At 70.7% G+C, this 22,385-nt stretch carries 22 protein-coding genes and 1 tRNA gene; 11 read left to right on the top strand and 12 right to left on the bottom strand.

The window, feature by feature from the left end:
* Nucleotides 1-42: 42 nt before the first annotated feature.
* Complete coding sequence (locus OP79_RS14865; RefSeq protein WP_033320660.1) at nucleotides 43-2,511, top strand: phosphoribosyltransferase; 2,469 nt, start codon at nucleotides 43-45, stop codon at nucleotides 2,509-2,511.
* On the top strand, nucleotides 2,511-3,323 hold the full coding sequence (locus OP79_RS14860; protein WP_033320659.1) for an HAD family hydrolase: 813 nt from the start codon (nucleotides 2,511-2,513) through the stop codon (nucleotides 3,321-3,323). Before OP79_RS14865 ends, OP79_RS14860 begins: the two co-directional genes overlap by 1 nt.
* Here the strand turns inward: OP79_RS14860 and OP79_RS14855 are convergent.
* Nucleotides 3,250-4,026, bottom strand: a complete 777-nt coding sequence (locus OP79_RS14855) for a DedA family protein (protein ID WP_033320658.1) — start codon at nucleotides 4,024-4,026, stop codon at nucleotides 3,250-3,252. The genes OP79_RS14860 and OP79_RS14855 overlap by 74 nt on opposite strands.
* Before the next feature lie 132 nt (nucleotides 4,027-4,158).
* Between OP79_RS14855 and OP79_RS14850 the strand changes: the two genes are divergently transcribed.
* Both OP79_RS14850 and OP79_RS14845 read left to right on the top strand, forming a co-directional pair.
* Nucleotides 4,159-5,298, top strand: coding sequence for a sensor histidine kinase (locus OP79_RS14850; RefSeq protein ID WP_106972394.1), 1,140 nt, complete (start codon nucleotides 4,159-4,161; stop codon nucleotides 5,296-5,298).
* Entirely contained in the window at nucleotides 5,289-5,933 is a 645-nt protein-coding gene (locus OP79_RS14845) for a response regulator transcription factor (protein ID WP_033320656.1), read from the top strand. The genes OP79_RS14850 and OP79_RS14845 overlap by 10 nt, the downstream gene beginning before the upstream one ends.
* A 20-nt stretch (nucleotides 5,934-5,953) precedes the next feature.
* Here OP79_RS14845 and OP79_RS14840 read toward each other — a convergent pair whose 3' ends face one another.
* From OP79_RS14840 to OP79_RS14830, 3 genes are all read right to left on the bottom strand, one after another.
* Nucleotides 5,954-6,175: an FmdB family zinc ribbon protein gene (locus OP79_RS14840; RefSeq protein ID WP_033320655.1), complete on the bottom strand. Its 222-nt coding sequence runs from the start codon at nucleotides 6,173-6,175 to the stop codon at nucleotides 5,954-5,956.
* A gap of 54 nt (nucleotides 6,176-6,229) precedes the next feature.
* Nucleotides 6,230-7,657 (bottom strand): hypothetical protein, encoded by a 1,428-nt coding sequence (locus tag OP79_RS14835; protein WP_033320654.1) that lies wholly within the window; start codon nucleotides 7,655-7,657, stop codon nucleotides 6,230-6,232.
* 74 nt (nucleotides 7,658-7,731) lie between these two features.
* On the bottom strand, nucleotides 7,732-8,499 hold the full coding sequence (locus OP79_RS14830; RefSeq protein ID WP_033320653.1) for a DUF4097 family beta strand repeat-containing protein: 768 nt from the start codon (nucleotides 8,497-8,499) through the stop codon (nucleotides 7,732-7,734).
* Between the two features lie 228 nt (nucleotides 8,500-8,727).
* Here OP79_RS14830 and OP79_RS14825 point away from each other — a divergent pair.
* Nucleotides 8,728-8,799, top strand: a tRNA-Val gene (locus OP79_RS14825).
* A gap of 91 nt (nucleotides 8,800-8,890) precedes the next feature.
* On the opposite strand, the gene OP79_RS14820 is transcribed toward OP79_RS14825, so the two are convergent.
* The 3 genes from OP79_RS14820 to OP79_RS14810 all read right to left on the bottom strand — a co-directional run bounded on the left by OP79_RS14820 (nucleotide 8,891) and on the right by OP79_RS14810 (nucleotide 12,194).
* Nucleotides 8,891-9,253, bottom strand: a complete 363-nt coding sequence (locus OP79_RS14820; protein WP_051744665.1) for a hypothetical protein — start codon at nucleotides 9,251-9,253, stop codon at nucleotides 8,891-8,893.
* Between the two features lie 95 nt (nucleotides 9,254-9,348).
* The gene (locus tag OP79_RS14815; RefSeq protein ID WP_033320652.1) at nucleotides 9,349-10,536 is read right to left on the bottom strand and encodes a M20 family metallopeptidase; all 1,188 of its coding nucleotides are present in this window, start codon (nucleotides 10,534-10,536) and stop codon (nucleotides 9,349-9,351) included.
* A gap of 104 nt (nucleotides 10,537-10,640) precedes the next feature.
* Nucleotides 10,641-12,194 (bottom strand): AbgT family transporter, encoded by a 1,554-nt coding sequence (locus OP79_RS14810; protein ID WP_033320771.1) that lies wholly within the window; start codon nucleotides 12,192-12,194, stop codon nucleotides 10,641-10,643.
* A 115-nt stretch (nucleotides 12,195-12,309) separates the two neighbouring features.
* On the opposite strand from OP79_RS14810, the gene OP79_RS14805 reads away from it, so the two are divergent.
* The 6 genes from OP79_RS14805 to OP79_RS14780 all read left to right on the top strand — a co-directional run bounded on the left by OP79_RS14805 (nucleotide 12,310) and on the right by OP79_RS14780 (nucleotide 15,796).
* A complete protein-coding gene (locus tag OP79_RS14805) occupies nucleotides 12,310-13,335 on the top strand; it encodes an Lrp/AsnC family transcriptional regulator (RefSeq protein WP_033320651.1) in 1,026 nt (341 codons plus the stop codon).
* Between the two features lie 108 nt (nucleotides 13,336-13,443).
* Nucleotides 13,444-14,016, top strand: a complete 573-nt coding sequence (locus OP79_RS14800; protein WP_033320650.1) for a GNAT family N-acetyltransferase — start codon at nucleotides 13,444-13,446, stop codon at nucleotides 14,014-14,016.
* A 53-nt stretch (nucleotides 14,017-14,069) separates the two neighbouring features.
* On the top strand, nucleotides 14,070-14,438 hold the full coding sequence (locus OP79_RS14795; RefSeq protein WP_033320649.1) for an ArsR/SmtB family transcription factor: 369 nt from the start codon (nucleotides 14,070-14,072) through the stop codon (nucleotides 14,436-14,438).
* Nucleotides 14,435-14,920, top strand: a complete 486-nt coding sequence (locus OP79_RS14790; RefSeq protein ID WP_033320648.1) for an SRPBCC family protein — start codon at nucleotides 14,435-14,437, stop codon at nucleotides 14,918-14,920. The genes OP79_RS14795 and OP79_RS14790 overlap by 4 nt, the downstream gene beginning before the upstream one ends.
* Nucleotides 14,921-15,077: 157 nt before the next feature.
* On the top strand, nucleotides 15,078-15,434 hold the full coding sequence (locus tag OP79_RS14785) for a YciI family protein (protein WP_033320647.1): 357 nt from the start codon (nucleotides 15,078-15,080) through the stop codon (nucleotides 15,432-15,434).
* Nucleotides 15,435-15,562: 128 nt separating this feature from the next.
* Nucleotides 15,563-15,796, top strand: coding sequence for a DUF2277 domain-containing protein (locus OP79_RS14780; protein WP_033320646.1), 234 nt, complete (start codon nucleotides 15,563-15,565; stop codon nucleotides 15,794-15,796).
* A gap of 30 nt (nucleotides 15,797-15,826) precedes the next feature.
* Here the strand turns inward: OP79_RS14780 and OP79_RS14775 are convergent, their stop codons facing one another.
* The 5 genes from OP79_RS14775 to OP79_RS14755 all read right to left on the bottom strand — a co-directional run bounded on the left by OP79_RS14775 (nucleotide 15,827) and on the right by OP79_RS14755 (nucleotide 22,053).
* A complete protein-coding gene (locus OP79_RS14775) occupies nucleotides 15,827-16,444 on the bottom strand; it encodes a DedA family protein (protein ID WP_033320645.1) in 618 nt (205 codons plus the stop codon).
* A 299-nt stretch (nucleotides 16,445-16,743) separates the two neighbouring features.
* Nucleotides 16,744-17,196 (bottom strand): DoxX family protein, encoded by a 453-nt coding sequence (locus OP79_RS14770; RefSeq protein WP_033320644.1) that lies wholly within the window; start codon nucleotides 17,194-17,196, stop codon nucleotides 16,744-16,746.
* Between the two features lie 86 nt (nucleotides 17,197-17,282).
* A complete protein-coding gene (locus tag OP79_RS14765) occupies nucleotides 17,283-19,205 on the bottom strand; it encodes an FAD/NAD(P)-binding protein (protein ID WP_051744664.1) in 1,923 nt (640 codons plus the stop codon).
* A 395-nt stretch (nucleotides 19,206-19,600) separates the two neighbouring features.
* Nucleotides 19,601-21,310 (bottom strand): alkaline phosphatase D family protein, encoded by a 1,710-nt coding sequence (locus tag OP79_RS14760; protein WP_033320643.1) that lies wholly within the window; start codon nucleotides 21,308-21,310, stop codon nucleotides 19,601-19,603.
* Between the two features lie 98 nt (nucleotides 21,311-21,408).
* Entirely contained in the window at nucleotides 21,409-22,053 is a 645-nt protein-coding gene (locus tag OP79_RS14755) for an HNH endonuclease family protein (RefSeq protein ID WP_033320642.1), read from the bottom strand.
* Nucleotides 22,054-22,385 lie beyond the last annotated feature (332 nt).

Genomic DNA, 22,385 nt, shown 5'->3' with positions numbered 1-22,385 from the left:
GGGATTCAGCCGCCGGGTTCCCCGGCCGAACACAGGGACTCAATGGAAAACGTGGTGTGGACAGGGGCCTGGGTCGCCGAGCGGCTCGGCGTCGAGCTCGTCGGTGACGAGAAGCTGAGCGAGCTGCTGGGGCTTGCCCTGCGGCGCAACCCCAAGCGCGCGCATCTGCTGGTGTCGAACGTGCTGGGCAAGCACGTGCCGCAGAGCCCGCGCAGGGTGTGGCAGGCCGGGTACGAATTGGGCCACCGGGTGCGTGAGTTGCTCGGCGACGCAGCGGCGAGCCGTGCCGTGGTGCTCGGCTACGCGGAGACGGCGACGGGCCTCGGCCACTCGGTCGCGGACGGCCTGGGCCTCGCGCCCTACCTGCACTCGACGCGGCGCCCCGTCGAGGGAGTCGAGCGCGCGGGCGGCTTCGAGGAGTCCCACTCGCACGCCACCTCGCATCTGCTGCTGCCGGAGAAGCCCCGGCTGCTCGCGGGCGACGGTGCGCTGGTCCTCGTGGACGACGAGTTCTCCACGGGCAACACCGTGCTCAACACGATCCGCGCGCTGCACGAACGCTACCCGCGCGGGCACTACGTGATCGTCGCGCTCGTCGACATGCGCTCCCCGGCCGACCAGTGCCGCCTCGACGCCTTCGCCCGCGAGATCGGCGCGCGCGTGGACCTGGTGGCGGCGGCCTCGGGGACGGTTCGGCTGCCCGACGGCGTACTGGAGAAGGGGCAGGCACTGGTCGCCGAGTACGAGACGGCCCCGGAACAGCTTCCGGAGCTGCCGGGACTTCCGGGGCTTGTGGAGCACGGCACCGTCGCGCGCATGGAACTCGGCTGGCCGCACGACCTGCCCGACGGCGGCCGGCACGGCTTCACCCCCGAGCACCGCATACGCCTGGAGGGCGCCCTGCCCGCCATGGCCGCGCGGCTCGCGGACGCGCTGCCGGGCGGGGCGCGCCGCGTACTCGTCCTCGGCTTCGAGGAGTTGATGTACGCGCCGCTGCGGCTCGGCGTCGCGCTGGAGGAGCTGACCGACGCCGAAGTCCGCTACTCCACCACGACCCGTTCCCCCGTCCTCGCCGTCGACGACCCCGGCTACGCGATCCGCAGCCGTCTCGTCTTCCCCGCCCACGACCAGCCGGGCGACGGCCCTGACGAGCGCTACGCCTACAACGTCGCGGGCGCCGGATTCGACGCCGTCGTCGCAGTGGTCGACTCGGTCGCCGACACACCCGAACTGCACGCCCCGGACGGCCTGTTGGCGCGGCTCGCCGCCCACACCCCGAGCGTGCTGCTCGCAGTCGTCCCCTCCTACATACCGTCGTACGCCCCCACCCCGCAGCTGTCCGAAAGGCCCTCCATGCTGCCCGAGCCCCTTCGCGGCCCCGACTTCTCCTCATACGCCCCTGACGAGGTCGGCTGGCTGCTCCAGGACCTCTCGGACGTGACGCTGGAGGCGCCGACGGAGGAGCGCGAGGAAGCGATCCAGAGCGGGGGCGCGCACTACGCGGAGTCGCTGCCGGTGGAGTACCAGCCGAGCGACCGGTACCAGGAGCTGTTCCGCGCCGCGCTGGACACCTCGGCCGTGCGCATCGCCCAGGCGGCGGGCGCCGTCACCGAGACCGTGCTGGCGGAGCGGTCGCCGCGCCCCGTCCTCGTGTCGCTCGCCCGCGCCGGCACACCCATCGGCATCCTGATGCGCCGCTGGGCCAAGCACCGGCACGGGCTCGACCTGCCGCACTACGCCGTCTCCATCGTGCGCGGGCGCGGCATCGACGCCAACGCGCTGCGCTGGCTGGCCGCCCACCACGACCCGGCCGACATCGTCTTCGTGGACGGCTGGACCGGCAAGGGCGCCATCACCCGCGAACTCGCCCAGGCCATCGAGGAGTTCGAGGCCTCCGACGGCATCACCGGCTTCGACCCGGAGATCGCGGTGCTCGCCGATCCCGGCTCCTGCGTACGCACCTACGGCACCCGCGAGGACTTCCTCATCCCCTCCGCCTGCCTCAACTCAACGGTCTCCGGGCTCATTTCGCGTACGGTGCTGCGGGCCGACCTGGTCGGGAAGCACGACTTCCACGGCGCGAAGTTCTACCGTGAGCTCGCCGGCGCGGACGTCTCCGTCGACTTCCTGGACGCCATCTCCGACCGCTTCGACGAGGTCGGCGACGCGGTCGACACCCTGGTCAAGGAACTGCTCTCCATGGACCGCAGCCCGAGCTGGGAGGGCTGGGCGGCTGTCGAGCGGATCAGCGAGGAGTACGGCATCCATGACGTGAACCTCGTCAAGCCGGGTGTCGGCGAGACGACCCGCGTACTGCTGCGCCGCGTCCCGTGGAAGATCCTCGCCCGCGCGGGAGCGGGCGCCGACCTGGCTCACGTACGCCTGCTCGCCGAGCAGCGGGGCGTGCCCGTCGAGGAGGTCGCCGAACTCCCGTACACCTGCGTCGGGTTGATCCACCCCAAGTACACGCGCGGGGCGACCGGCGCCGACGGCAAGACGGTGACGGTCTGATGTCCTCGCCGAAGGTGCTCGTGGCCAGCGACCTCGACCGCACACTCATCTACTCCGCCGCCGCACTCGCGCTGCCCCTGCCGGACGAGCGGGCGCCCCGGCTGCTGTGCGTCGAGGTGTACGAGAGCAAGCCGCTGTCGTACATGACGGAGACCGCGGCAGGACTGCTCGCCGAACTCGGCGAGGCAGCCGTCTTCGTGCCCACCACGACCCGTACGCGTCAGCAGTACCGGCGCATCCAACTCCCCGGCCCCGCACCGAAGTTCGCGATCTGCGCCAACGGCGGCCATCTCCTCGTCGACGGTGCCTCGGACCCGGAGTGGCACGCGCAGGTCACCGCCCGGCTGGCCGGCGAGTGCGCCCCGCTCGCCGAGGTGCGGGCCCATATGACGGCCACCGCCGACCCCGCCTGGGTGCGCAAGCACCGCGTCGCCGAGGACCTCTTCGCCTATGTCGTCGTCGAGCGCGAACTGCTCCCCGAGGACTGGGTGAAGGAACTGGCCGCCTGGGCGGAGAACCTCGGCTGGACGGTCTCTCTCCAGGGCCGCAAGATCTACGCCGTACCGAAGCCGCTCACCAAGAGCGCCGCCATGCGCGAGATCGCCCGCCGCACCGGAGCCGACCGCACCCTCGCGGCAGGTGACTCCCTCCTCGACGCCGACCTCCTCCTCGCCGCCGACCGCGGCTGGCGCCCGGGCCACGGCGAACTGGCCGACGTGGGCTGGACGGCCCCCGGGGTCACCTCTCTTCCGGAACGGGGTGTCGCCGCGGGCGAGCGGATTCTGCGGGAGTTCCTGCGGGAGGCCCGGTAGGGACCTCAACGGTGGCTGCGGCGGACGAGGCCATGGACGCTTCCTGCTCCTTGGCGCGCCGTCGCCCGCCCCGCCCCGGCCTGAACAGCCGTACGCCCGCGAAGAACAGCACCGCGAGCACCGCCGCGACCAGGACCACCTTCGAGTAGGCCGACACATAGCCGCTGACCTCCGTCCAGTTCTCGCCGAGCAGATAGCCGGCCAGGACGAAGATGGTGTTCCAGATCGCGCTGCCCAGTGTGGTCAGGCAGAGGAAGACGGGCAGGCGCATGCGCTCGACGCCCGCGGGCACGGATATCAGGCTGCGGAAGATCGGAATCATGCGTCCGAAGAACACGGCTTTGGTGCCGTGCCGCTGGAACCAGGCCTCTGTCCTCTCTATGTCCGAGACCTTCACCAGCGGCAGCCGGGCCGCGATCGCCACCGTGCGGTCGCGGCCGAGCAGCGCCCCCACGCCATACAGCGCGAGCGCGCCTATGACGGAACCCGCCGTCGTCCACAGCAGCGCCGCGAACAGATTCATCTGTCCGGTGCTCGCCGCGAACCCCGCGAGCGGCAGGATGACCTCGCTCGGCAGAGGCGGGAAGAGGTTCTCCAGAGCGATGGCGATGCCCGCGCCCGGCGCGCCGAGCGTATCCATGAGGCTGTTGATCCACTGAGGCGCGCCGCTGTCCTCCGCGACGCCGGCTGCGATGGCTGTCATGCCACACACGCTAGAAAACCGAACCTGAAGAGACCCTGAGGCCGACCGCAAGATTCCAGGCGGTCAACCGCAGCTCGGAATTACGGTTTTCCGCAGTGCACGCAGACCCGACGCCCGGCTAGCGTGGCGATCATGCGAGACGTGGCACGACGTGGGGTGTGGTGCGGGGTGGGGCTCATGACCGGAGCCGCCTCGGCCGCCGTCGAGCTGCTCTTCACCGTTCTGTCGGGCCTCGCCCTGTTACCCGTACTGGCCTGGCCGCGCGGTCGGCAGGCCGTGCTCCGACCCGTGTTCGCGGGTGCGCGGAGGCTGACGCAGTTCGAGCGCCGACGGCTCGGGACCTGGTTGAGCGTGTCCGTCTCTCCCGTGTATGAGGACGCGCGCGCCCTGCGTTACATCGCGTGCCGCTGGGCGCTCGGGGCGTTGGGTGCGATTGTGCTGCTGTCGGTGGCGGCTGGGCTCATTTACAGCACGTACTGGATGTTCGCTTGGATCGTCGGCGACGTCGAGCACCCCTGGGCGATCGTCTTCTCGGCCTTCGGTGGTCTGTTCCTGCTCTTCCTGGCGGTGCAGGGCGTCATCGGAGTCGCCGAGCTGGAGCGGCAGCTGGCCCGGCACTTCCTCGGACCCAGCCACCAGGAGGAGTTGGAGCGGCGGATCGTGGAGCTGGCCGCGAGCCGCGCCGCGGTGGTGGACGCCGTCGACGACGAACGGCGCCGTATCGAGCGGGACCTGCACGACGGCGTGCAGCAGCGGCTCGTCGCCCTCGGCATGCTGCTCGGCCGCGCCCTGCGCAGCCAGGATCCGGAGCGCGCGGACCGGCTGCTGCGCCAGGCACACGACGAGAGCCGGCAGGCGCTGACCGAGCTGCGCGAGGTGGCCTGGCGGATCTACCCGACCACGCTGGACGAGGCGGGACTGCGAGCGGCCCTGGAGACGGTCGCCGAGCGTTCGTCCGTGCCGGTGAGAGTGGAGTACGAGCTGGCTGCGGAGCCGGAGAAGGCGACGGCGTCCGTCGCGTACTTCGTGGTCTGCGAGGCCGTGACCAACGCGGTCAAGCACGCGGCGGCGAGCCATATCACCGTCCACCTGTGGGCGGCCGAGGGCGCCCTGTGCGTACGAATCGAGGACGACGGCATGGGTGGCGCGAATCCCACGGGCAGCGGGCTGTTCGGGCTGGCCCGGCGGGTCGACGCCCTCGACGGGCGGTTCACTGTGCTCAGCCCGACGGGCGGGCCCACCGTCATCTCTGCGGAGCTGCCGTGCGCGTAATCCTGGCCGAGGACTCGACCCTGCTCAGAGAGGGGCTCGTGCGCCTGCTCGCCGAGGAGGGCCACGAGGTGCTGGCCGCGGTCGGCGACGCCGAGCGGCTGCTGGCGGCCGTCGCCGAGGAGCAGCCGGACGTGGTGGTGGCAGACGTACGCATGCCTCCCACCCACAGCGACGAGGGCCTGCGCGCGGCTCTGGAGATTCGTGAGCGCTGGCCGGACGTGGGCGTGCTGGTGCTCTCGCAGTACGTCGAGAAGCGGTACGCGACGGAGCTGTTGACCGGAGACTCGGAGGGCGTCGGCTATCTGCTCAAGGACCGTGTCGTCCAAGTCGACGAGTTTCTGGACGCGTTGGAGCGGGTGAGTCAGGGGAGGGCGGCCTTCGACCCCGAGGTCGTGCGTCAGCTCCTCGGGCGCAGCGAGCGCGCGGACCTGCTGGACCGGCTCACCCCGCGAGAGCGGGACGTGCTGGCGGAGATGGCGCAGGGGCATACGAACGCGGCCATCGCGCGACGGATGCACATATCCCTCAGCGGGGTCGAGAAGCACATCAACGCGATCTTCGACAAGCTCGAGTTGACCGGAGGCGAGGGCTACTCCCGCAGGGTGCTGGCCGTACTTCGCTATCTGGGGAGCTGAGGGAGCCGAGGAACCTGCCGTCAGCCGCAGCAGCCCCCGCCGCAGCACCCTCCGCCGCTCGCCTTGGGCGTCGGTGCGGTCGCGGGTGCCGAGGCCGAGCCGCCGACCGCGACCGTCGACAGCAGCTTCACCGTGTCGTCGTGCCCGGCCGGGCAGGCGGCGGGGGCGGACGATTCGGCCATGGGGCGGCTCTTCTCGAAGGTGTCACCGCAGGTCCGGCAGCGGTATTCGTAGCGAGGCATACGGACAGATTAGCGGGCGGCCGTGGGCCGAAGGGACGCGCACTTCAATGCACGTCAGGCGGAGTGCCCCCGCTCCTCACGGATCTGCGACACCACCCGGGACACCGTCCGCCGCACCGCCTCCGTCTCGGTCAGGAAGTGCCAGTAATCGGGGTGCCGCCCCTCCAGGGTGGCGACGGCCCGCTCCAGACGGCCCACCGAGTCGTCGAGCGGTCGGGCGTGACGCGGGTCGGGCGTATGGCGGCCTGCCATCGCCAGCCGTTGGGCGTCACGGATCGCGAAGCGCGTACGGTCGATCTCCCGCTGGGGGTCCTTCTGCACCTCGTTCAGCCGCCGCAGCCGGTCCCCGGCCGCGGACACGGCCTCGTCGGTCGTGTTCAGCGAGGCCCGCACCGTCGACAGCAGCGCCGTCGCGTCCGCCCAGCGCTGCTCGTCGCGCGCGGCCTTGGCCTCCGTCAGCTTCGCCTCGGCCTGTCGTACGGTCTCGGCGGCCTGGTCCGGTACGTGCTGAAGGTCCTGCCAGCACGCGGCCGTGAACCGCCGCCGCAGCTCGCTCAGCACCGGATCCACCTGCCCGGACCGGGTGGTGAGCGCCTGCGCGCGCGTACGCAGCGAGACCAGGCGCCGGTCGATCTCGGCGGCCCGCTCCGGCAGCCGCTCCGCCTCCGCGCGCACCCCCTCGGCATCGCGCGCGACCCGGTCGGCGCGCTCCAGCGTCTCCGGGACGCCGTGCTGCCCGGCGCCCTGATTGAGCTTGGTCAGCTCGGGGCCGAGGGCGGCGAGCCGGGCGGCCAGGTCGTCGGCCTTGAGCCCTGAGCCTCGTACGGCGTCAAGGGCGTTCGAGGCGGCGAGCAGGGCCTGGCGGGCGCGCTCGACGGCCGGGGCGAGGCGGGCCAGCTGGGTCTCGGCCTTGCCGAGCAGCGGGCCGAGCCCGTCGGTGAACCGGTCCAGCTCCTGCTTGACGCGGGCCAGCTCGTCCTTCGCCTTGGTCAGCTCCGTACGCGCCCGGGCCGCGACGGAGGCCTCCAGGTCGTCGCGGTCGAGGTCGTGGGCGTCGACCGCGTTGATGTACGTATGGCTGACCTCGTCTATACGACGCCCCAGCGCGTCGAAGTCGGAGACCGCGCGCCGGGCCGCAGGGGAGTCGTCGACGGCCGTGATGGTCTCGATCGAGATGCGCAGATCGCGCTGCGCGGTGTCGAGTTCGTAGAACGCGGCCGCCGCGGCGTCCTTGGCCGCCTGCGCCTCGGCCCGCTGGCTCTCGGAACGGCCGCCGAACCACCGCCGCGTCCCCCCGCCGGTGAACGCGGCGGGGAGCGTGAGCGCGAGCAGCGGAAGCGGAAGGAGCACCAGAGTCAGCAGGTCACGGGCGGCGCTGCGGGTCCCGGCAGCCCTCGCGGCCCCCAAATCGGCACGGTGGCGAGGTAGTTGCTGTGCCCGTGGCACAAACGGCGTGTACGGCTGTGAAGGTGTCGCCGTCACATCCCTCTCCCGTGCTGTGGTCCACCCTGCCCGGTGTCATTCTCCCACCACGTAGGGACGAACACACGGCCCGGTCAGTTCGCCGTACGCACCGTGACTTTCCCGTCCCGTGTGTGGGCGGACACCTCGTGTGCGCTGCGCTCGTCGCGGGGCACCGACACATCGACGCTTCCGTCGCCGGTCTTGGTGTCCACGCGGTACGTCGCCTCAGCGGGCAGCTCGATGGTGACGGAGCCGTCGTGGCTGCGTGAGACGACCCGGTCCGGTACGGCGGCGAGGCCGAGCCGCACGGAACCGTCCCGCGTGTGCACGTCCACGCGCCGGGAGTCGACGCCGGTCGCGGTGACCGAACCGTCGCCGGTGCGCAGGGTCAGCGGCCCGCTGGAGTCCTTGACGTGCACGGAACCGTCGCCCGTGCGGACGTTCAGCGCCTCCTCGAAGCCGCTCGCCCGTACGCTGCCGTCCCCGTCCTTCACGGTGACCGCGATGCCGCGCGGCACCTCGATCCGGTGCCTGGCCGAGCAGTCGGCGACCACGCCCGTGCACTTCATCCGCAGCGTGAGCCTGTCGTCCTCCATCGCCCAGGTCACCTTGGGGTCCCCGCCGACGACGACGCTGCCCTGGAACCACCGGGTGACCTTCACCTTGTCGACGTCGGCGGGGACCAGTTCGAGCGCGGAGTCGTCGGAGTCGACGGTCAGCGTGCGGCCCTCGAGCGCGAACGAACGCTGCTCGGGTTCGTCGTCGTCCCCGGCGCTTGCACCGCACCCGGCGGCGAGCAGGGTGACGGCGGCGACGGCCACGGTGGCCACGGCTGCGGAACGGCGGATACGTACGGCCATGATGGGTTCCCCCTGATGTCGGGCGCCCCGACCGTGGACTTCCTGGTCCTACGGCTCTGCCCGGGACGCTCTTCGACCGTACGGAGCGGGGGCTCAGAGCGGGATCCGGCCCGCTCCCGGATCCCGGGTGGGGAAAACCCCCGCATCGCGCGAGCCCGGGACCCGATGGGCACCCGATACGCGTTTGCCGGGCACTGCCCCTGGCAAGGTAGGCTGTCGACTCGTCACGGGTGCGTAGCTCAGGGGTAGAGCGCCTGCCTTACAAGCAGGATGTCGGCGGTTCGAAACCGTCCGCGCCCACCGGGCCTAAGTAGCGAGGAACCCCGGCCGATCATGGCCGGGGTTTTTCGCTGTCCGGTGATGCGCCGCCGCTCCCGGGACTCCCGAACGGTCACGCCTCCGAGGCAGGCTCCTCCGCCCGCGCACGTACGTCCTCATGTACGTGCTTCAGGCGCATCCTCGCGTCCACCTTCTCCGCAACCGTGACCTCAGCCCAGAAACGGTGGCAGGTCACGAAGACGGCCAGCTCGCGCTCACGCTCACGGAGCTTCTCCACCTCGGCCTGTTCGTCGGCACTCCAGCCGGGTGAGGCGGGCAGCTCCACCTTGCGCCAGCCGTGGTTGTCGCTGAAGCCGTCCATGGGTTCGACCGACCAGGGGAGCCGCTTCAGCAGGGCCAGCAGCTCGGCCCGGACCTGATGCAACTCCTCCTGACCGGCCAGGAGGTCACTCGGAAAGTCGTAGGTCTCAGCCACACGGCAATGCTACGCCTGTTCGAATTTGGGATGCGAGTTTCTTGGGGGACTTCACACGGACGGGTGTGACGCGGGTACGGCAGACCGGCGATGACTCAGCCCCGCAGCGGCTGTGCCAGTCGTCCCAGCAGTCCCGCGACCAGGGCGGTCTGGGCAGGCACCGTGTCGGGGTGGATGAACTCGCCCCGGGCGTGGGCACCGTCGCCGACCGCGCCCATGCCGCACAGGACCGGCAGGCCGAGGGCGGCGACGAAGTTGGCGTCGCTGGCGCCGCCTACGGCGGCGTCGGGCAGGTCGTCGCGGCCCTGTTCGCGGGCGACCTCGCGGGCCAGGTCGAGGAGCGGGGCGGAGGCGGCGTTGAGGGTCATCGGAGGCCGGTTCCAGGCGTGGTCGATCTCGATGCGGATGCGGGGATCGCTGACCTTGATGGCGTCGAACTCGGCGTCCACACGGACCTGTTCGGCTTCGCTGCTGACCCGGATATCGACACTGGCGGTGGCCTGCCCGGCGACGACGTTGGTGGCCGAGCCGCCCTTGATGAGCCCGGTGTTGACCGTCGTACCCCTCTCGGGGGCGGCGACGGCCGCGGCGGCGACCACGAACTCGGACAGCGCGGTGATCGCGCTCGCCCCGTCCTCGGGCGCGAGCCCGGCGTGCGCCGCCACGCCGGTCGCGGTGACCCGGAAGATCCCGGAGCCCTTGCGGGCGGTCTTGACCGCGCCGTGGGCGGACGGCTCCAGCACCAGCGTGACGTCGGCCTTCTGCGCGACCTCCTCGATCACCGGGCGGGAGGACAGGGAGCCGATCTCCTCGTCGCCGTTGAAGAGGAAGGTGACGGTGGGCAGGGGTGCGCCACACTCCCGGGCCAGCTTCAGGGCCCAAATGCCTTGGGCCAGGCCGGTCTTCATGTCGAAGATGCCCGGCCCGCTGAGCTTGTCCCGACTGTCGTCGGACGCCTCCGGATGCTCCCAGCCGGCGAGGGTGCCGGTCGGCCACACGGTGTCGTAGTGGCCGACGAGCGCGACGTGCCCGGCGCCAGTGCCAGTGCCGGTGTAGGTCAGCGTGAGGGTGTCGCCGCACTCGCCGCCGGGGTGGCGCTGTTCGTGATCGGGCCGACCGAGCCGGTGAACGGCCAGCTCGCGCAGGAGGTCCAGACCCGCCGCGAGTCCGGCCAGGTCGTAGCTGCTGGTCTCGTGGCGTACGAGGGTCAGGATGTCGGTGACGATCTCCGGCGAGACCTCCTGGGCGCGGGCGGTGAGGGCGGCAGCGGGCGATGCGGTCATGATCTGCTTTCTCGTGTCTCTGGTACGAAGCGGCTCGTACTTCTCGTACGAAGGAGGCTTCTCGTACGAAGTGGGGGGTGGCGTTCCTTGACGGAAGGACGGGGTCATCTGATGCCGAACGGGATGCCCAGCAGGTACCAGGCCACGAAGAACGCGACCCAGACGACCCAGACGACGGCGGCGATCGGGATCGTGAAGGAGGCCAGGGTGCCGATGCCGGCGGACTTGCGGTACTGCTGGATGAAGCCCAGCGCCATCACGAAGTACGGGCTCATCGGGGTGACGCAGTTGGTGACCGAGTCGGCGACGCGGTAGACGGCCTGGGTGGTCTCGGGCTCGATGCCGATGAGCATCAGCATGGGCACGATCACCGGCGCGGCCAGCGCCCACAGGGCGGAGCCGCTGGTGATGACGAGGTTCATGAACGTGATCAGCACGGCGACGCCGACCAGCACGGTCCAGCCGCTCATGTCCAGGTCACGCAGCGTCTCGGCGCCCTTGACGGCGAGAATGTCGCCGATGTTCGTCCACTTGAAGTAGGCGAGGAACTGCGAGATCGCGAAGAAGAGGACGAGGATCGGGGCCATCGAGCGGGTGCCGTCGACCATCGCGGCGATGATGTCGCGGGAGGCGGAGAAGGTGCCGGTCATCCGGCCGTAGACGGTGCCGAGCACGGCGAAGAACAGGCCCAGGACGAGCGCCATCCCGCCGATCAGCGAGGAGTCGACGATGCCGCCGTGCTCGCCGCGCAGCGGTGAGGACGAAGGGATCATCGCCACCACCAGGAACGCGATGAAGCCCAGGGCGACCAGCCCGGTCACGCGCAGGGCACGGCGCTGCTGCTCGGTGACCTCGATCGCCTCCAGCTCGTCGGCGTTCAGTGCGGCGACCGGCTCGTCGGGCTCCAGGTCCGTACGGCGGGCGAGGACCTTGTCGACGACGAGCGTGATCACCAGGGCCACGAGGACCGACGAGGCGAGCCCGAAGAAGTAGTTGGCCACCGGGGTGACGACGTAGTCCGCGTCGATGGTGTGGGCGGCGGCGGTGGAGATCCCCGACAGCAGTACGTCGGTGGTGGTGAGCGAGGGGGAGGCGTCGTAGCCGGCGGAGATCGAGACGTACGCGACGATGCAGCCGAGCACCGGGCTGCGGCCCGCCGCACGGAAGACCAGTGCGCCGAGCGGGATGAGGGTGACGTAGGCGGCGTCGCCGGCCACATGGCTGACCATGGCCGTCATCGACAGCACGAAGGTCAGGTACTTGCCCGGCACCCGCGCGACCATCCGGCGCAGCAGGGCCGAGAACAGTCCGCTCTTCTCGGCGACGGCGATGCCGAACATCACGGTGAGGATGGTGGCCAGCGGCGGGAAGGCCGCGAAGTTGTCGACGGCCCCCTCGACCGCCATGGTGATGCCGTCCCTGCTGAGCAGGTTCTCCACCTTGATGGTCTCGTCCGTGCCGGGGTGCACGGCGCTGACGCCGACCGCCGCCAGTACGGCGCTGAGGACGGCGACGACCCCCGCGAGGATCCAGAACAGCCAGAACGGGTTGGGGAGTTTGTTGCCGACCTTCTCGATCCCCGCGAACGCGCGGAACGCGGCGCGCAGGACTCTCGACTGTGGCTCGGTCGGCTGGGGTGGGGTCGCGGTGGCACTCATCGGTACCTCTTCGGGCATTCGAGGGATGTTCCTGCGAACAATGGCAGTCGAATGAGAGATTCTCTATACCTTGGATGTAACAGTGGGATTAATCGGCAGTCTAAGGTGAGGCACTATGACCCGCCCCCTCCTCGACGATCTCGACCGGCGCCTCATCGGCGCGCTGCACCTGGCGCCCCGGGCCACCTGGGACGACATCGGCGGGATCCTGTCCGCCGACGCCAGCACGCTGAAGCGCCGTTACGACCGGCTGTACGAGGCCCGGATGGTCCGCGTGATCGGACAGGCCGACTGGGGCATGCACTCCACGGCGATGCCGGTCCACGTCTTCCTGGACATCACCGGCGAAACCCCGCTCGCCGTCCTCCGCCGGCTCCAAGACCTGCCCCACCTTCAGCTCCTGGCGCAGATCTCCGGCGACCACCCCCTCTACGCCGTCGTCCACGCCCCCTCCGAGGCGGCCACCAGCGAGGCGATCGACCGGATGTACTCCGTCCCCGGCGTACGCCGCGTCAAAGCCCTGCCCGCCCTCAGCACTCATCGCCGGGGCCACACCTGGGACCCTCAGTTCCTCACCGACACCGAAAGGGCGGAGCTGCTGAAACTCGCCGGCGCCCGCCCCGAGGGCACCGCGACCGCGACACCCCCCGCCAAACCGCTCAGCGAGGCCGAACGCACCGTCGTCGCCCAGCTGATGCAGGACAGCCGCGCATCTGCCGCGAGCATCGCCCGAGCCGCCGGCCTGGCCACCTCCACCGCACACCGCGTCGTCCGCAGGGTCCTCGACGAGGGATGGGTCAAACCGCGCCTGGAGATCGTGTCGGAATGGCTCGGCTTCCAGACCCCCTTCATGCTCCGCCTGCGAGTAGCCCCAGGCGAGACCCCCGACGTCATGCGCCGTATCGACCAGCTCCCCCAGACCAGGCTCGCCGCCCACGTCGCCAGCGACATGTCCGTACTCGCCACCGGCCTGGTCACCGACCGCTCCGCCGTGGCGCACTTCATCGACAACGAGCTGGCCAGGATCCCCGGCATCATCACCGTCAGCGTCGACGTCATGCTCGCCGAACCGCGCCGCTACTGGCTGGACCGGGACCTGGCCTCCGGTCTCGGCGAATTCCACGCGCCGACGCTGCTGTAAGCCCCCGGCTGCTCAGTCACGAAGGGCGCGAAGGGTGTGACTCCACGCCGCCGACGACGGAGACGGAAGGAGCGGCGGCGCCCCCGTACGCCGTGGCATCGTGGTGCCATGGTCATCGAGGTTCGCCCGGCTTCGGTCTTCGAGGACGTCCGTGCTCTGGTCGGGCCGAAGTCGCCCGGGGCCAACGTCTGTTGGTGTCTGAGCTACCGGATCCCGTCCAAGCTCAACAACGAGCTTCGCGGACCGGCCCGAGGTGAGTACGTCGCCGGACTGTGCCGTACGGAACCCCCTCCGGGAGTGCTCGCCTACGACGGTGACGAGCCGGTCGGCTGGGCGGCCGTGGCGCCACGCGCGGATACGTCCTTCGCCCGCAACCGCAAGATCCCGCACGTCGACGACCTGCTGGTCTGGTCGCTGTGGTGCATCCGCGTACGCCCCGGTCACCGGAAGCAGGGCATCTCGCACGCCCTCATCGCCGGTGCCGTCGAGTTCGCCCGCGCCCATGGTGCGCCCGCGATCGAGGCGTACCCCCTCGACAACGGCGACGCCAAGGTCGACCTGACGATGGCGTACGCCGGGATCCGGAAGAACTTCGAACGCGCCGGGTTCGTCCACGCCGCCGACACCACCTCCGTGCTGGCCGGTCATCCCCGGGTCCTGATGCGGCTCGACCTGCGCTGACAGATGTGTGAACCCCTGTGCAAGGTGGGCGCCTTCCGCTAACGTACAACCAAATGGTTGTAGATGGCGTGACTGACGAGACCGTGGACCGCCTGTTCCACGCGCTGGCCGACACCACGCGCCGTGACATCCTCCGCCGCTGTGTGCGGGGCGAGATGTCGGTGTCACGGCTGGCCGAGGCCTACCCGATGAGCTTCGCCGCGGTGCAGAAGCACGTCGCGGTACTGGAGCGGGCCGGACTCGTCACCAAGCAGCGCCGCGGACGGGAGCAGCTCGTGCGTATGGACCCCGATGCGGTGGGCCGCGCGCGGCAGGCGCTCGACGAGCTCGAGACGGCCTGGCGCGGGAGGGTGGACAGGATGTCCCGTCTGCTCGCACAGGACCCCGAGGAGAACGACCCTACGGAAGGACCGGACAGATGACCGTCACCAGTGTGGACAAGGACCTCGACAACCTCACCCTCACCCTGGTCGCCGACTTCTCCGCACCCGTCGAGCGGGTGTGGCAGCTGTGGGCCGACCCGCGGCAGCTGGAGCGCTGGTGGGGACCGCCGACGTACCCGGCGACCGTGGAGCAGTACGACCTCACCCCCGGCGGGGACGTCAGCTACTTCATGACCAGCCCCGAGGGCGAGAAGTACTACGGCTGGTGGCGTATCACCTCGGTCACCTCGCCGACGTCCCTGGAGTTCACCGACGGCTTCGCCGACCAGGACGGCAAGCCGAGCCCCGACCAGCCGACCACCAACATGCGGGTGCAGCTCACCGAGCGCGACGGCGGAACCCGGATGGAGCTGCGCTCGACCTTCGACTCCCGGGAACAGATGGAGCAGATGGCGAACATGGGCATGGTCGAGGGTCTGCAGGAGGCGGTCGGCCAGATCGACGCGATCCTCGCCGACTGACGAGCCTCACCGGCTGACGAGGCCAAGCCCTCGACACGTCCTCAAAAAAATCTCCGGGTGGTTGTCGATTCCGCCGTCGCCCGCTCGACGCAGAGGTGAAAGGCGGGGAGAAGCCCCGTCCTTGTCGCCGAGCGACCGAGATGACCAAGGAGTCACCATGCCGCGATTTCTGACGCTGGTCCGTATCGAGGAGAACGACGTTCCCGCCGGAGGGCTGGGCCCGGAGTTCGATGAGCGTATGGGCGCATTGCTCGAGGAGATCACCAAAGCCGGGGTCATGCTGGACACGGCCGGACTGCACCCGACCGCCGAGGGCACCCGGATCACCTGGACCGGCGGCAAGTTCGACCAGGTCGACGGGCCGTTCACCGAGACCAAGGAAGTGATCGGCGGCTACTCCATCACCCAGTGCAAGGACAAGGCCGAAGCCATGGAGTGGGCCAAGCGCTTCCTCGAGATCCACCCGGCGGAGTTCACACTCACGGTCGAGGTCCGCGAGATCGCCGAGGGCTGACCGGCACGGGGTGAGGGCGGCGGTACGTCCCTGCAGGCGTACCGCCGCTCCCGGTTCCAGCAGGTGCAGCTGTTCCCGCCCCCACGATCCCCGCCCCACGATCCCCGGACACGCGCGAAACTGGACCCATGTGCCGAAGCATCAAGACTCTCCGCCCGCCCGTACTCCCCGAAGAGGCCACCGAGGAGGACATCCGGGCCGCCGCCCTTCAGTACGTCCGCAAGGTGTCCGGCTTCCGGGCCCCGGCTGCCCGCAACCGTGAGGTGTTCGACCGGGCGGTCGACGCGATCACGGAGGCGACGGCCGAGCTGCTGGACGGGCTCGAGGTGCGGGGGCAGACGGCCGCGCGCCGGGCCGGCTGACGGCGTACGCACGCACCAGCCGCGTACGCCTCAGACGCCCGTGCCCGTCTCTGCCACCGGTCGCCGTATCAGGTACGCCGCTCCCGCGCCCGCCCCGAACAGCGCGAGCAGCGAAACGCCCGTGGCGAGCCACGTCGTGCCCAGCAGATGGCCGCCGAAGTAGCCGAGGGCGACGCTGTACGCGGCCCAGGCCAGGCCCGCGAGGATCGACCAGGGCAGGAACTCGCGGACGCGGCGCTGAGCGGCGCCCGCGCCGAGCGAGACGAGTGAGCGGCCCGCGGGCGCGAAGCGGGCGATGACGACCAGGGCGCCGCCGCCGCGTGCGAGGGCGGCGCCGAGACGTTCCTGCGCGCCGGTCAGGCGGCGGGAGCGGGCGAGGGCCCGGTCGAGGCGCTCGCCGCCGCGCCGGGCCAGCCGGTACGCGATCAGGTCGCCGAGGACCGAGGCGGTGGCCGCGCTGAGGGTCAGCGGCAGGAGGTCCGGTACGTTCCCGGTCGCCGCCTCGGAGCCGGCCGCGGCCGCCGTCGCCGCCGCGATGACGAGGACCCCGCTCGGGAGCACCGGCACGAACACGTCGAACAGCACGGACAAGGCCACCACGGCGTAGATCCATGGGCTGCCCGTCAGCAGCCCCACACTCTCAAGCACCCGAACTCCCCTGTGTCTCCCCCGTAAGCCCGAACCGTGCCGAGAGCCGCGATGTCGCGGGGGAGCGGCAGGAGCGGCTTGTGACAGCCATACAGCGTACGCCGGGGGTTGGAGAGGAGATCCACAGGGGGCACGTGTGATCGCTACACCACGTTCACGCGGCTGTCGCCTCCCGTCCTGGAGGCGGCCCGGTCCGGTCTCCCGTGCGAACGGCCTGACACGACGACGGCGCCCGCCCCCGATGCGAAGGGGGCGGGCGCCGTTTCGTACCGCTCTCGTACGGTCAGCAGCCGCGGGCGTCAGGCCGCGACGGGCTCCGAACTGCGGCTGCTCGTCGTGGACGAGGAGGTGCGCCGCGAGAAGAGCCGGTCGAGGCCGAGCGCGCCCGAGCCGGTGAAGACCAGCAGGAACATCGACCAGCAGTACATGGCCGCGCCTTCACCCTGGTTCTCGATCGGCCAGAGCGCCTGGGGCTGGTGGACCTTGAAGTACGCGTAGGCCATGGCGCCCGAGGCGATGAACGCCGCGAACCGGGTACCGAGGCCGAGCAGGACCAGGCTGCCGCCTACGAGCTCGATGACGGCCGCGTACCAGTTCGGCCAGGCTCCCATCTCGGCGGTGCCGCCCTTGCCGTCGGCGCCGCCGAACTCGCCGAAGAGCGACATGACGCCGTGGCAGGCGAAGAGCAGACCGATGACGATGCGGAACAGGCCGATGGCGTACGGCTGGGCGCTGTTTAAGCGTCCGGTCATGGTGGGGGAACTCCTTCGGTCTGGTGCGGCCCCGGGGGACCGCTGTTGGGGACGTAAACCGAGCGAGTGATCGACGGTAGGCTAGCCTAATCGATCGTTGCAAGTTCAACCTTCGGCCGGATTTCAGCCGCGTCTTCCGGCGTCGACGCAGTTGAGACCGTCCGCAGCACCACCCGCGCCACCGCGTCCGTGTCGGAGAGTGTGACTGAGTCCACGCCTGGCCTGACCCCCGCGGCGGTCACCCAGTGCACACCCTCCGTGGGCACGCCGAGCGCGAACCGCCGGGGGTGCGCGCGTCCTTGGCGGTCCATCAGGCGGTACGGGCGCGGTGTCACGTCAAGCCCTCCGGTTTCGTAACCGTCCACCGTGTGCGGCCGGCACTGACCGGTCTTGAGCAGCCGGGCGAGCAGGTCGTCGGCGGTCCGCCGCAGTTCCGGTTCCGGCAGCCGCGCCTCGACGAGGGTGGCCGCCCGGATCGTCGAGCCGGGCACGTCGGGGGAGTGCGCCACCCACGCCCCGTCCTCGGCCCGCACCTCCAGGCGCGGGCCGAGGACCTCCAGGACGCCCGCCTCGATCAGCGCGATCATCTCCTCGATACGGCGCCGGGGCGGCCCGATCGACAGGAACGCGTTGAGCGGCGTGTACCAGCGGTCCAGGTGCTCCCGCCGCGAGGCGCCCGCAAGCCCGCCGTGGTCGACGATCAGCCGCACCTCGTTGCGCAGGTCGCGCAGCACGTCGAGGGCTGCCTTGAGAGGGCCGTGCACATTGCCGAGCGCCGCCTGCTCGGCGTCCTCGCGCAGATACTCCAGCAGCCAACTCCGGAAGCCTTCCGGACAGTTGAAGACCTGTCCCGTATGCGGGCGCGAAATGCGGTCCCAGGACCAGCGTTCGGCCTCCGTGATGCCGAACTCGTCGAGAAGCAGGGCCTCTTGGGGGTCGCGGTGGGGAATGGCGAGAAAACGCTCACGGAAGTCCCGTGCGGTCGCCGCGTCGCCTGGTGCCGCAGTGTCGCCCCGTGCGGCCGTCTCACTCCGTGCCGCCGTCTCGCCCCGCCCCAACAGCGCCTCGTAGTAGACCGTTTCGACTTCCTTCGCGACCAACGGCCATATCTCCGCGAGGAAGTCGGGCGCGTCACCGTTGTCCGTGCGCTTACGGAAGGCGGAGATGACGTCCGGGGTGAGGACGCGAGGGAGGTGACGGCCGTACGGGCCCTTCGCGTTGTCGCCGCGGGCCTGGTACGGGATGCCGCGCCGGGAACCCGCGTACAGACGCGGCTCGCGGCCCGACGCCGCATACCGCAGACCACCTTGCTCCGTGCGGAGGAAACGGCCGCCGCGGGCCGTCGTCAACAGGGCCATGTGATCGAAGAAGTTGAGGCCCAGGCCGCGCAGCAGTACGGGTTCGCCGGGGGCGAGCGGGGAGAGGTCGAGGTCGGCCGGGTTGGCGGGCGGGACGTGGCGCAGACCGTGGCGGTCGGCGTACTCGGCGAGGCGCTGCTGCGTCTGGTCCGCGACCGTCGGCAGGTGGCCCTGGGCGAGGACCACGGCGGTCAGGTCGCGCAGGGTGCGGCCGTTGTCGAGTACGAGCATCTGGTGGCCGTCGGGCGCGTCGTCGAGCCGTATCGCACGGGCCCGGTGCGTCTCGACGCGGACCGAGGGCGGCGCCCCGCGCACGACTTCGGCGAAGACCCACTCCAGATAGTGGCCGTACTGGGCGCGGGTCGGGTACTCGTCCGGGCCCAGCTCGCCGCGGGCCCAGGCATGCAGGCTCGGGCCCGGGCGGATCGGGCCCGAGCAGTCCACGCTGTCGTCGGTGAAGAGGGTCACCTGACAGGACACGGTGTTCATCAGCAGCTCGGCCGGCTGGTCGGTCCGCCATACGCGGCCCGGACCGGGCGGCGAGGGGTCGACGACGTGGACCGTCAGACGCGTCCCGGACGCGAGGAGTTCGGGTGCGGAGGCGCAGAGGCGTTCCAGGACGCTGGTGCCGCGCGGGCCTGCGCCGACCACGGCGACGGAGCGCTCCGCGGGGAGGGCGGTACGAAAGCTGCGGGCCGTCTGTGGCTGGTCGCGCTCACGATGGGGGTCCCCCCGCTCGAGCGAAGCCGAGAGTGGGGGAGGAGCCGCATGTGTCACGGCCCCGCGCCCCTGAAGGGGCGCGGTACAGCACCCGACTTCGCTGAATCCGCTTGGGTCCGCGGTCGCTGCAGACAAAGGTGTGACTCCCGGGCATCTGGGACGCTGAGCGGCAAACCGCCCACTGGAAGCGGACGGTCCGCATCATCATGCCGTCGCAGGGCACGGGAGCCGAGCACTTGAGCGGATCCTCGGCACCCCGTGTGGGATGCCTCACGAGCATCAGGGGCAACAGGCGCGATAGCCGGGCAACATACGCCGAGGATGAGTTATGGGGTGAGCTCGGACTCGACGACCGTCCGCAGCCGGGCGCCGCCGCCCTTCTCCTGCCGCGCCTGGTCGAGCCGCAGTCGTGCCGAGCGCCCGCGCAGGGTCAGCGTCATCAGCTGGTTGCCGAACCAGGGGCCGCCCGTTCTGCGCCAGTCGACCGGCGGGCGCGGGACGCCGCCGTGCCCGGCGAAACGGCGGCCGAGAGCTCGGCCCACCCTGCTCCAGCCGAAGTGGAAGCCGAGTTTGATGGACATCGGGATGGAGTTGTGGACGGGCGAGCAGGTCAGTTGCAGCACCCGCGCGTCGGGCCCGGAGGTGCCCTTGGGCCACGAGGGTTCGGCGATGTACGCGTGGTGCACGTCCCCGGACAGCACGCACACCGTCGCCGGCGCCTCGGGCCCCGACCCGACCTCGGCGATGAGCGAGGCCAGCGCGTCGAACGACGCCGGAAACGCCGACCAGTGCTCCAGATCGGCCCGCCGCCGCAGATCCTCCCCGAACCGTGCCCACCGCTCCCCACGCTCCCCCCGGCACAACGCGGCGTTCCACGCCTCGGCGTCGTGCACGAGGTGGGGGAGCAGCCACGGGAGAGACGTACCGATGAGGAGGTGGTCGTAGGGGGCGGGGGAGTCCGCAGGGGGTGTGGCCGTCCCGTTCGCTCCGCTCGGCACGGGTGCCGGGGCACCCCGCCCCTCCAGCACCTGCTCCCGCAGCCACGCGTGCTCGCTGGGCGCGAGCATCGCCCGATTGCCCTCGTCGAGGACGCGCGCCGCCCGCGTATCGATCATCAGCAGACGTACGCGGCCGAAGTCGCGGCGGTAGCTCCAGCGGACCGAGCTGGGGTTCGCGTCGGCCTCGGAGGCGAAGGTGCGCAGGACGTCCGTGCCGTCCGGGGTGGCGCATACGGCGGCGTAGAGGGGGTCGGTGGCGAGGCGCTCGGGTGGGAGGTTGCCGAGGTGCTGGTGGACCCAGTACGACATCAGGCCACTCAGCAGGCGCTCGCGCCACCAGGGCGTGGCCCGCATGTCGGCGAGCCAGGAGGCGCTGGTGTTCCAGTCGTCGATCACGTCGTGGTCGTCGAAGATCATGCAACTGGGCACCGTGGACAGCAGCCAGCGGACCTCGGGGTCGAGCCACGATTCGTAGTAGAGGCGCGTGTACTCCTCGTAGTCCGCGACCTCGTTGCCCGGCGGGTCCTTGAGATCGCGGCGGGCCGCCAGCCAGCGGCGGGTGGCCTTGGAGGTCTCGTCCGCGTACACCTGGTCGCCCAACAGCACCAGTACGTCGGGCCGTTCGGCCCCCGGATCCGAGGCGAGGCGTGCGGCCAGTGTGTCCAGCGCGTCCGGGCCCACCGGGTCCTTCTCGTCGGCGGGCGGAGCCGCCCAACGGCAGGAGCCGAAGGCCACCCGCACGGGCGCGTGCTCGTAGGCCGGGGCGTGGATGAGCGAGGGCGGGAACGGCGAGCCGGGCAGCGGCCAGACGGTCGTACCGTCGAGCAGCACCTCGTACGCGGTCGATGTGCCCGGCGTGAGTCCGGTCACCGGAATGAGGGCGTAGTGATGGCCCGCGACCTGAAAGGTGCGCGTCTCGCCGCCGGCGCCGTCCGCGCAGCGCACCTCGGCGGCGCACGGACGGCTCGCCTCGACCCAGACGGTCGCGGACGAGCCGTCGACGTACCTCAGCAGTGGTCCCAGCCGCAGCCTCGCCACGTGATCACCCTCCTCCGTCGCCCCGTACGGTACGGAACGACGGAGGTCAGTGGCGAGGTTCCGGTGGAGGTTCTCGGACTTCTCGGACTGCGGACGGGTCAGCAGCCGTTCAGTACCGAGGTCAGCTTGCTCTTCTCGGCGGAGTCGACGGAGAGGTCGTAGTAGTACTTCACCTGGACCCAGGCGCGTACGTACGTGCAGGCGTACGAGCTGATCGACGGCATCCACTCCGCCGGGTCCTTGTCGCCCTTCGCCTGGTTCACGTTGTCCGTGACCGCGATGAGTTGCGGGCGGGTCAGGTCGTTGGCGAAGGACTGGCGCCGTGCGGTGGTCCAGCTGTCGGCGCCGGAGTCCCAGGCCTCGGCGAGCGGGACGAAGTGGTCGATGTCGACGTCGGAGGCGGCGGTCCAGGTGGCGCCGTCGTAGACGGAGTACCAGCTGCCGCTGGTCGCGGCGCAGGAGGAGTTCTGTACGACGTTCGTGCCGTCGCGCTTCAGGACGACCTCACGGGTGTTGCAGGCGCCGGACTGGGTGATCCAGTGCGGGAAGAGGTCGCGGTCGTAGCCGGTGCGGTCCTCGGTGGCCACGGTGAGCTCGGACAGGTAGGAGCGGGCGGTGGCGGCGCTCACGGGGGTGGGCAGGGCGGCGGAGGCGGTCGGACCGTTGAACAGCCCGACCAGGGCTATCAATCCGCCTGCGGCGGCCAGTATGCTGAGCCGTCGACGCGCGTAGACCTTCGGCATGCGAACTCCCTTAGGGGGGTGGGAAGTTGACGGTGCGTGCGAATACTTGCGGTGCCGCGTTTCGGGGAGATGTGCGCCGGGTGAGAATTTAATGTCGTGACCATGACATAACAAGGGGTGCGGCGCCGGGGTCGGCGGAGCTTTGGGTGCGTGCGTGCCTTTGTTGGGCTTTTGGTCGGCCCTTTGTTACGCGAAGTTCCGTGAAACCGGGTCCTCTGGGTGCTGGCGGGATTGCCTCTTTGTTTTGTACCGTGGGGGAACAAAGTGGCTCCCGCCCGCTTTCCCTGACCGGTGGGCGGGGCCACCTTGTCCCTGGGGCCGGGCTTGCGCCC

Source organism: Streptomyces yerevanensis (assembly GCF_000716805.1).
In the GTDB taxonomy this organism is placed as follows: domain Bacteria; phylum Actinomycetota; class Actinomycetes; order Streptomycetales; family Streptomycetaceae; genus Streptomyces; species Streptomyces flaveus.
This window is presented reverse-complemented; position numbering and strand designations above follow the sequence as displayed.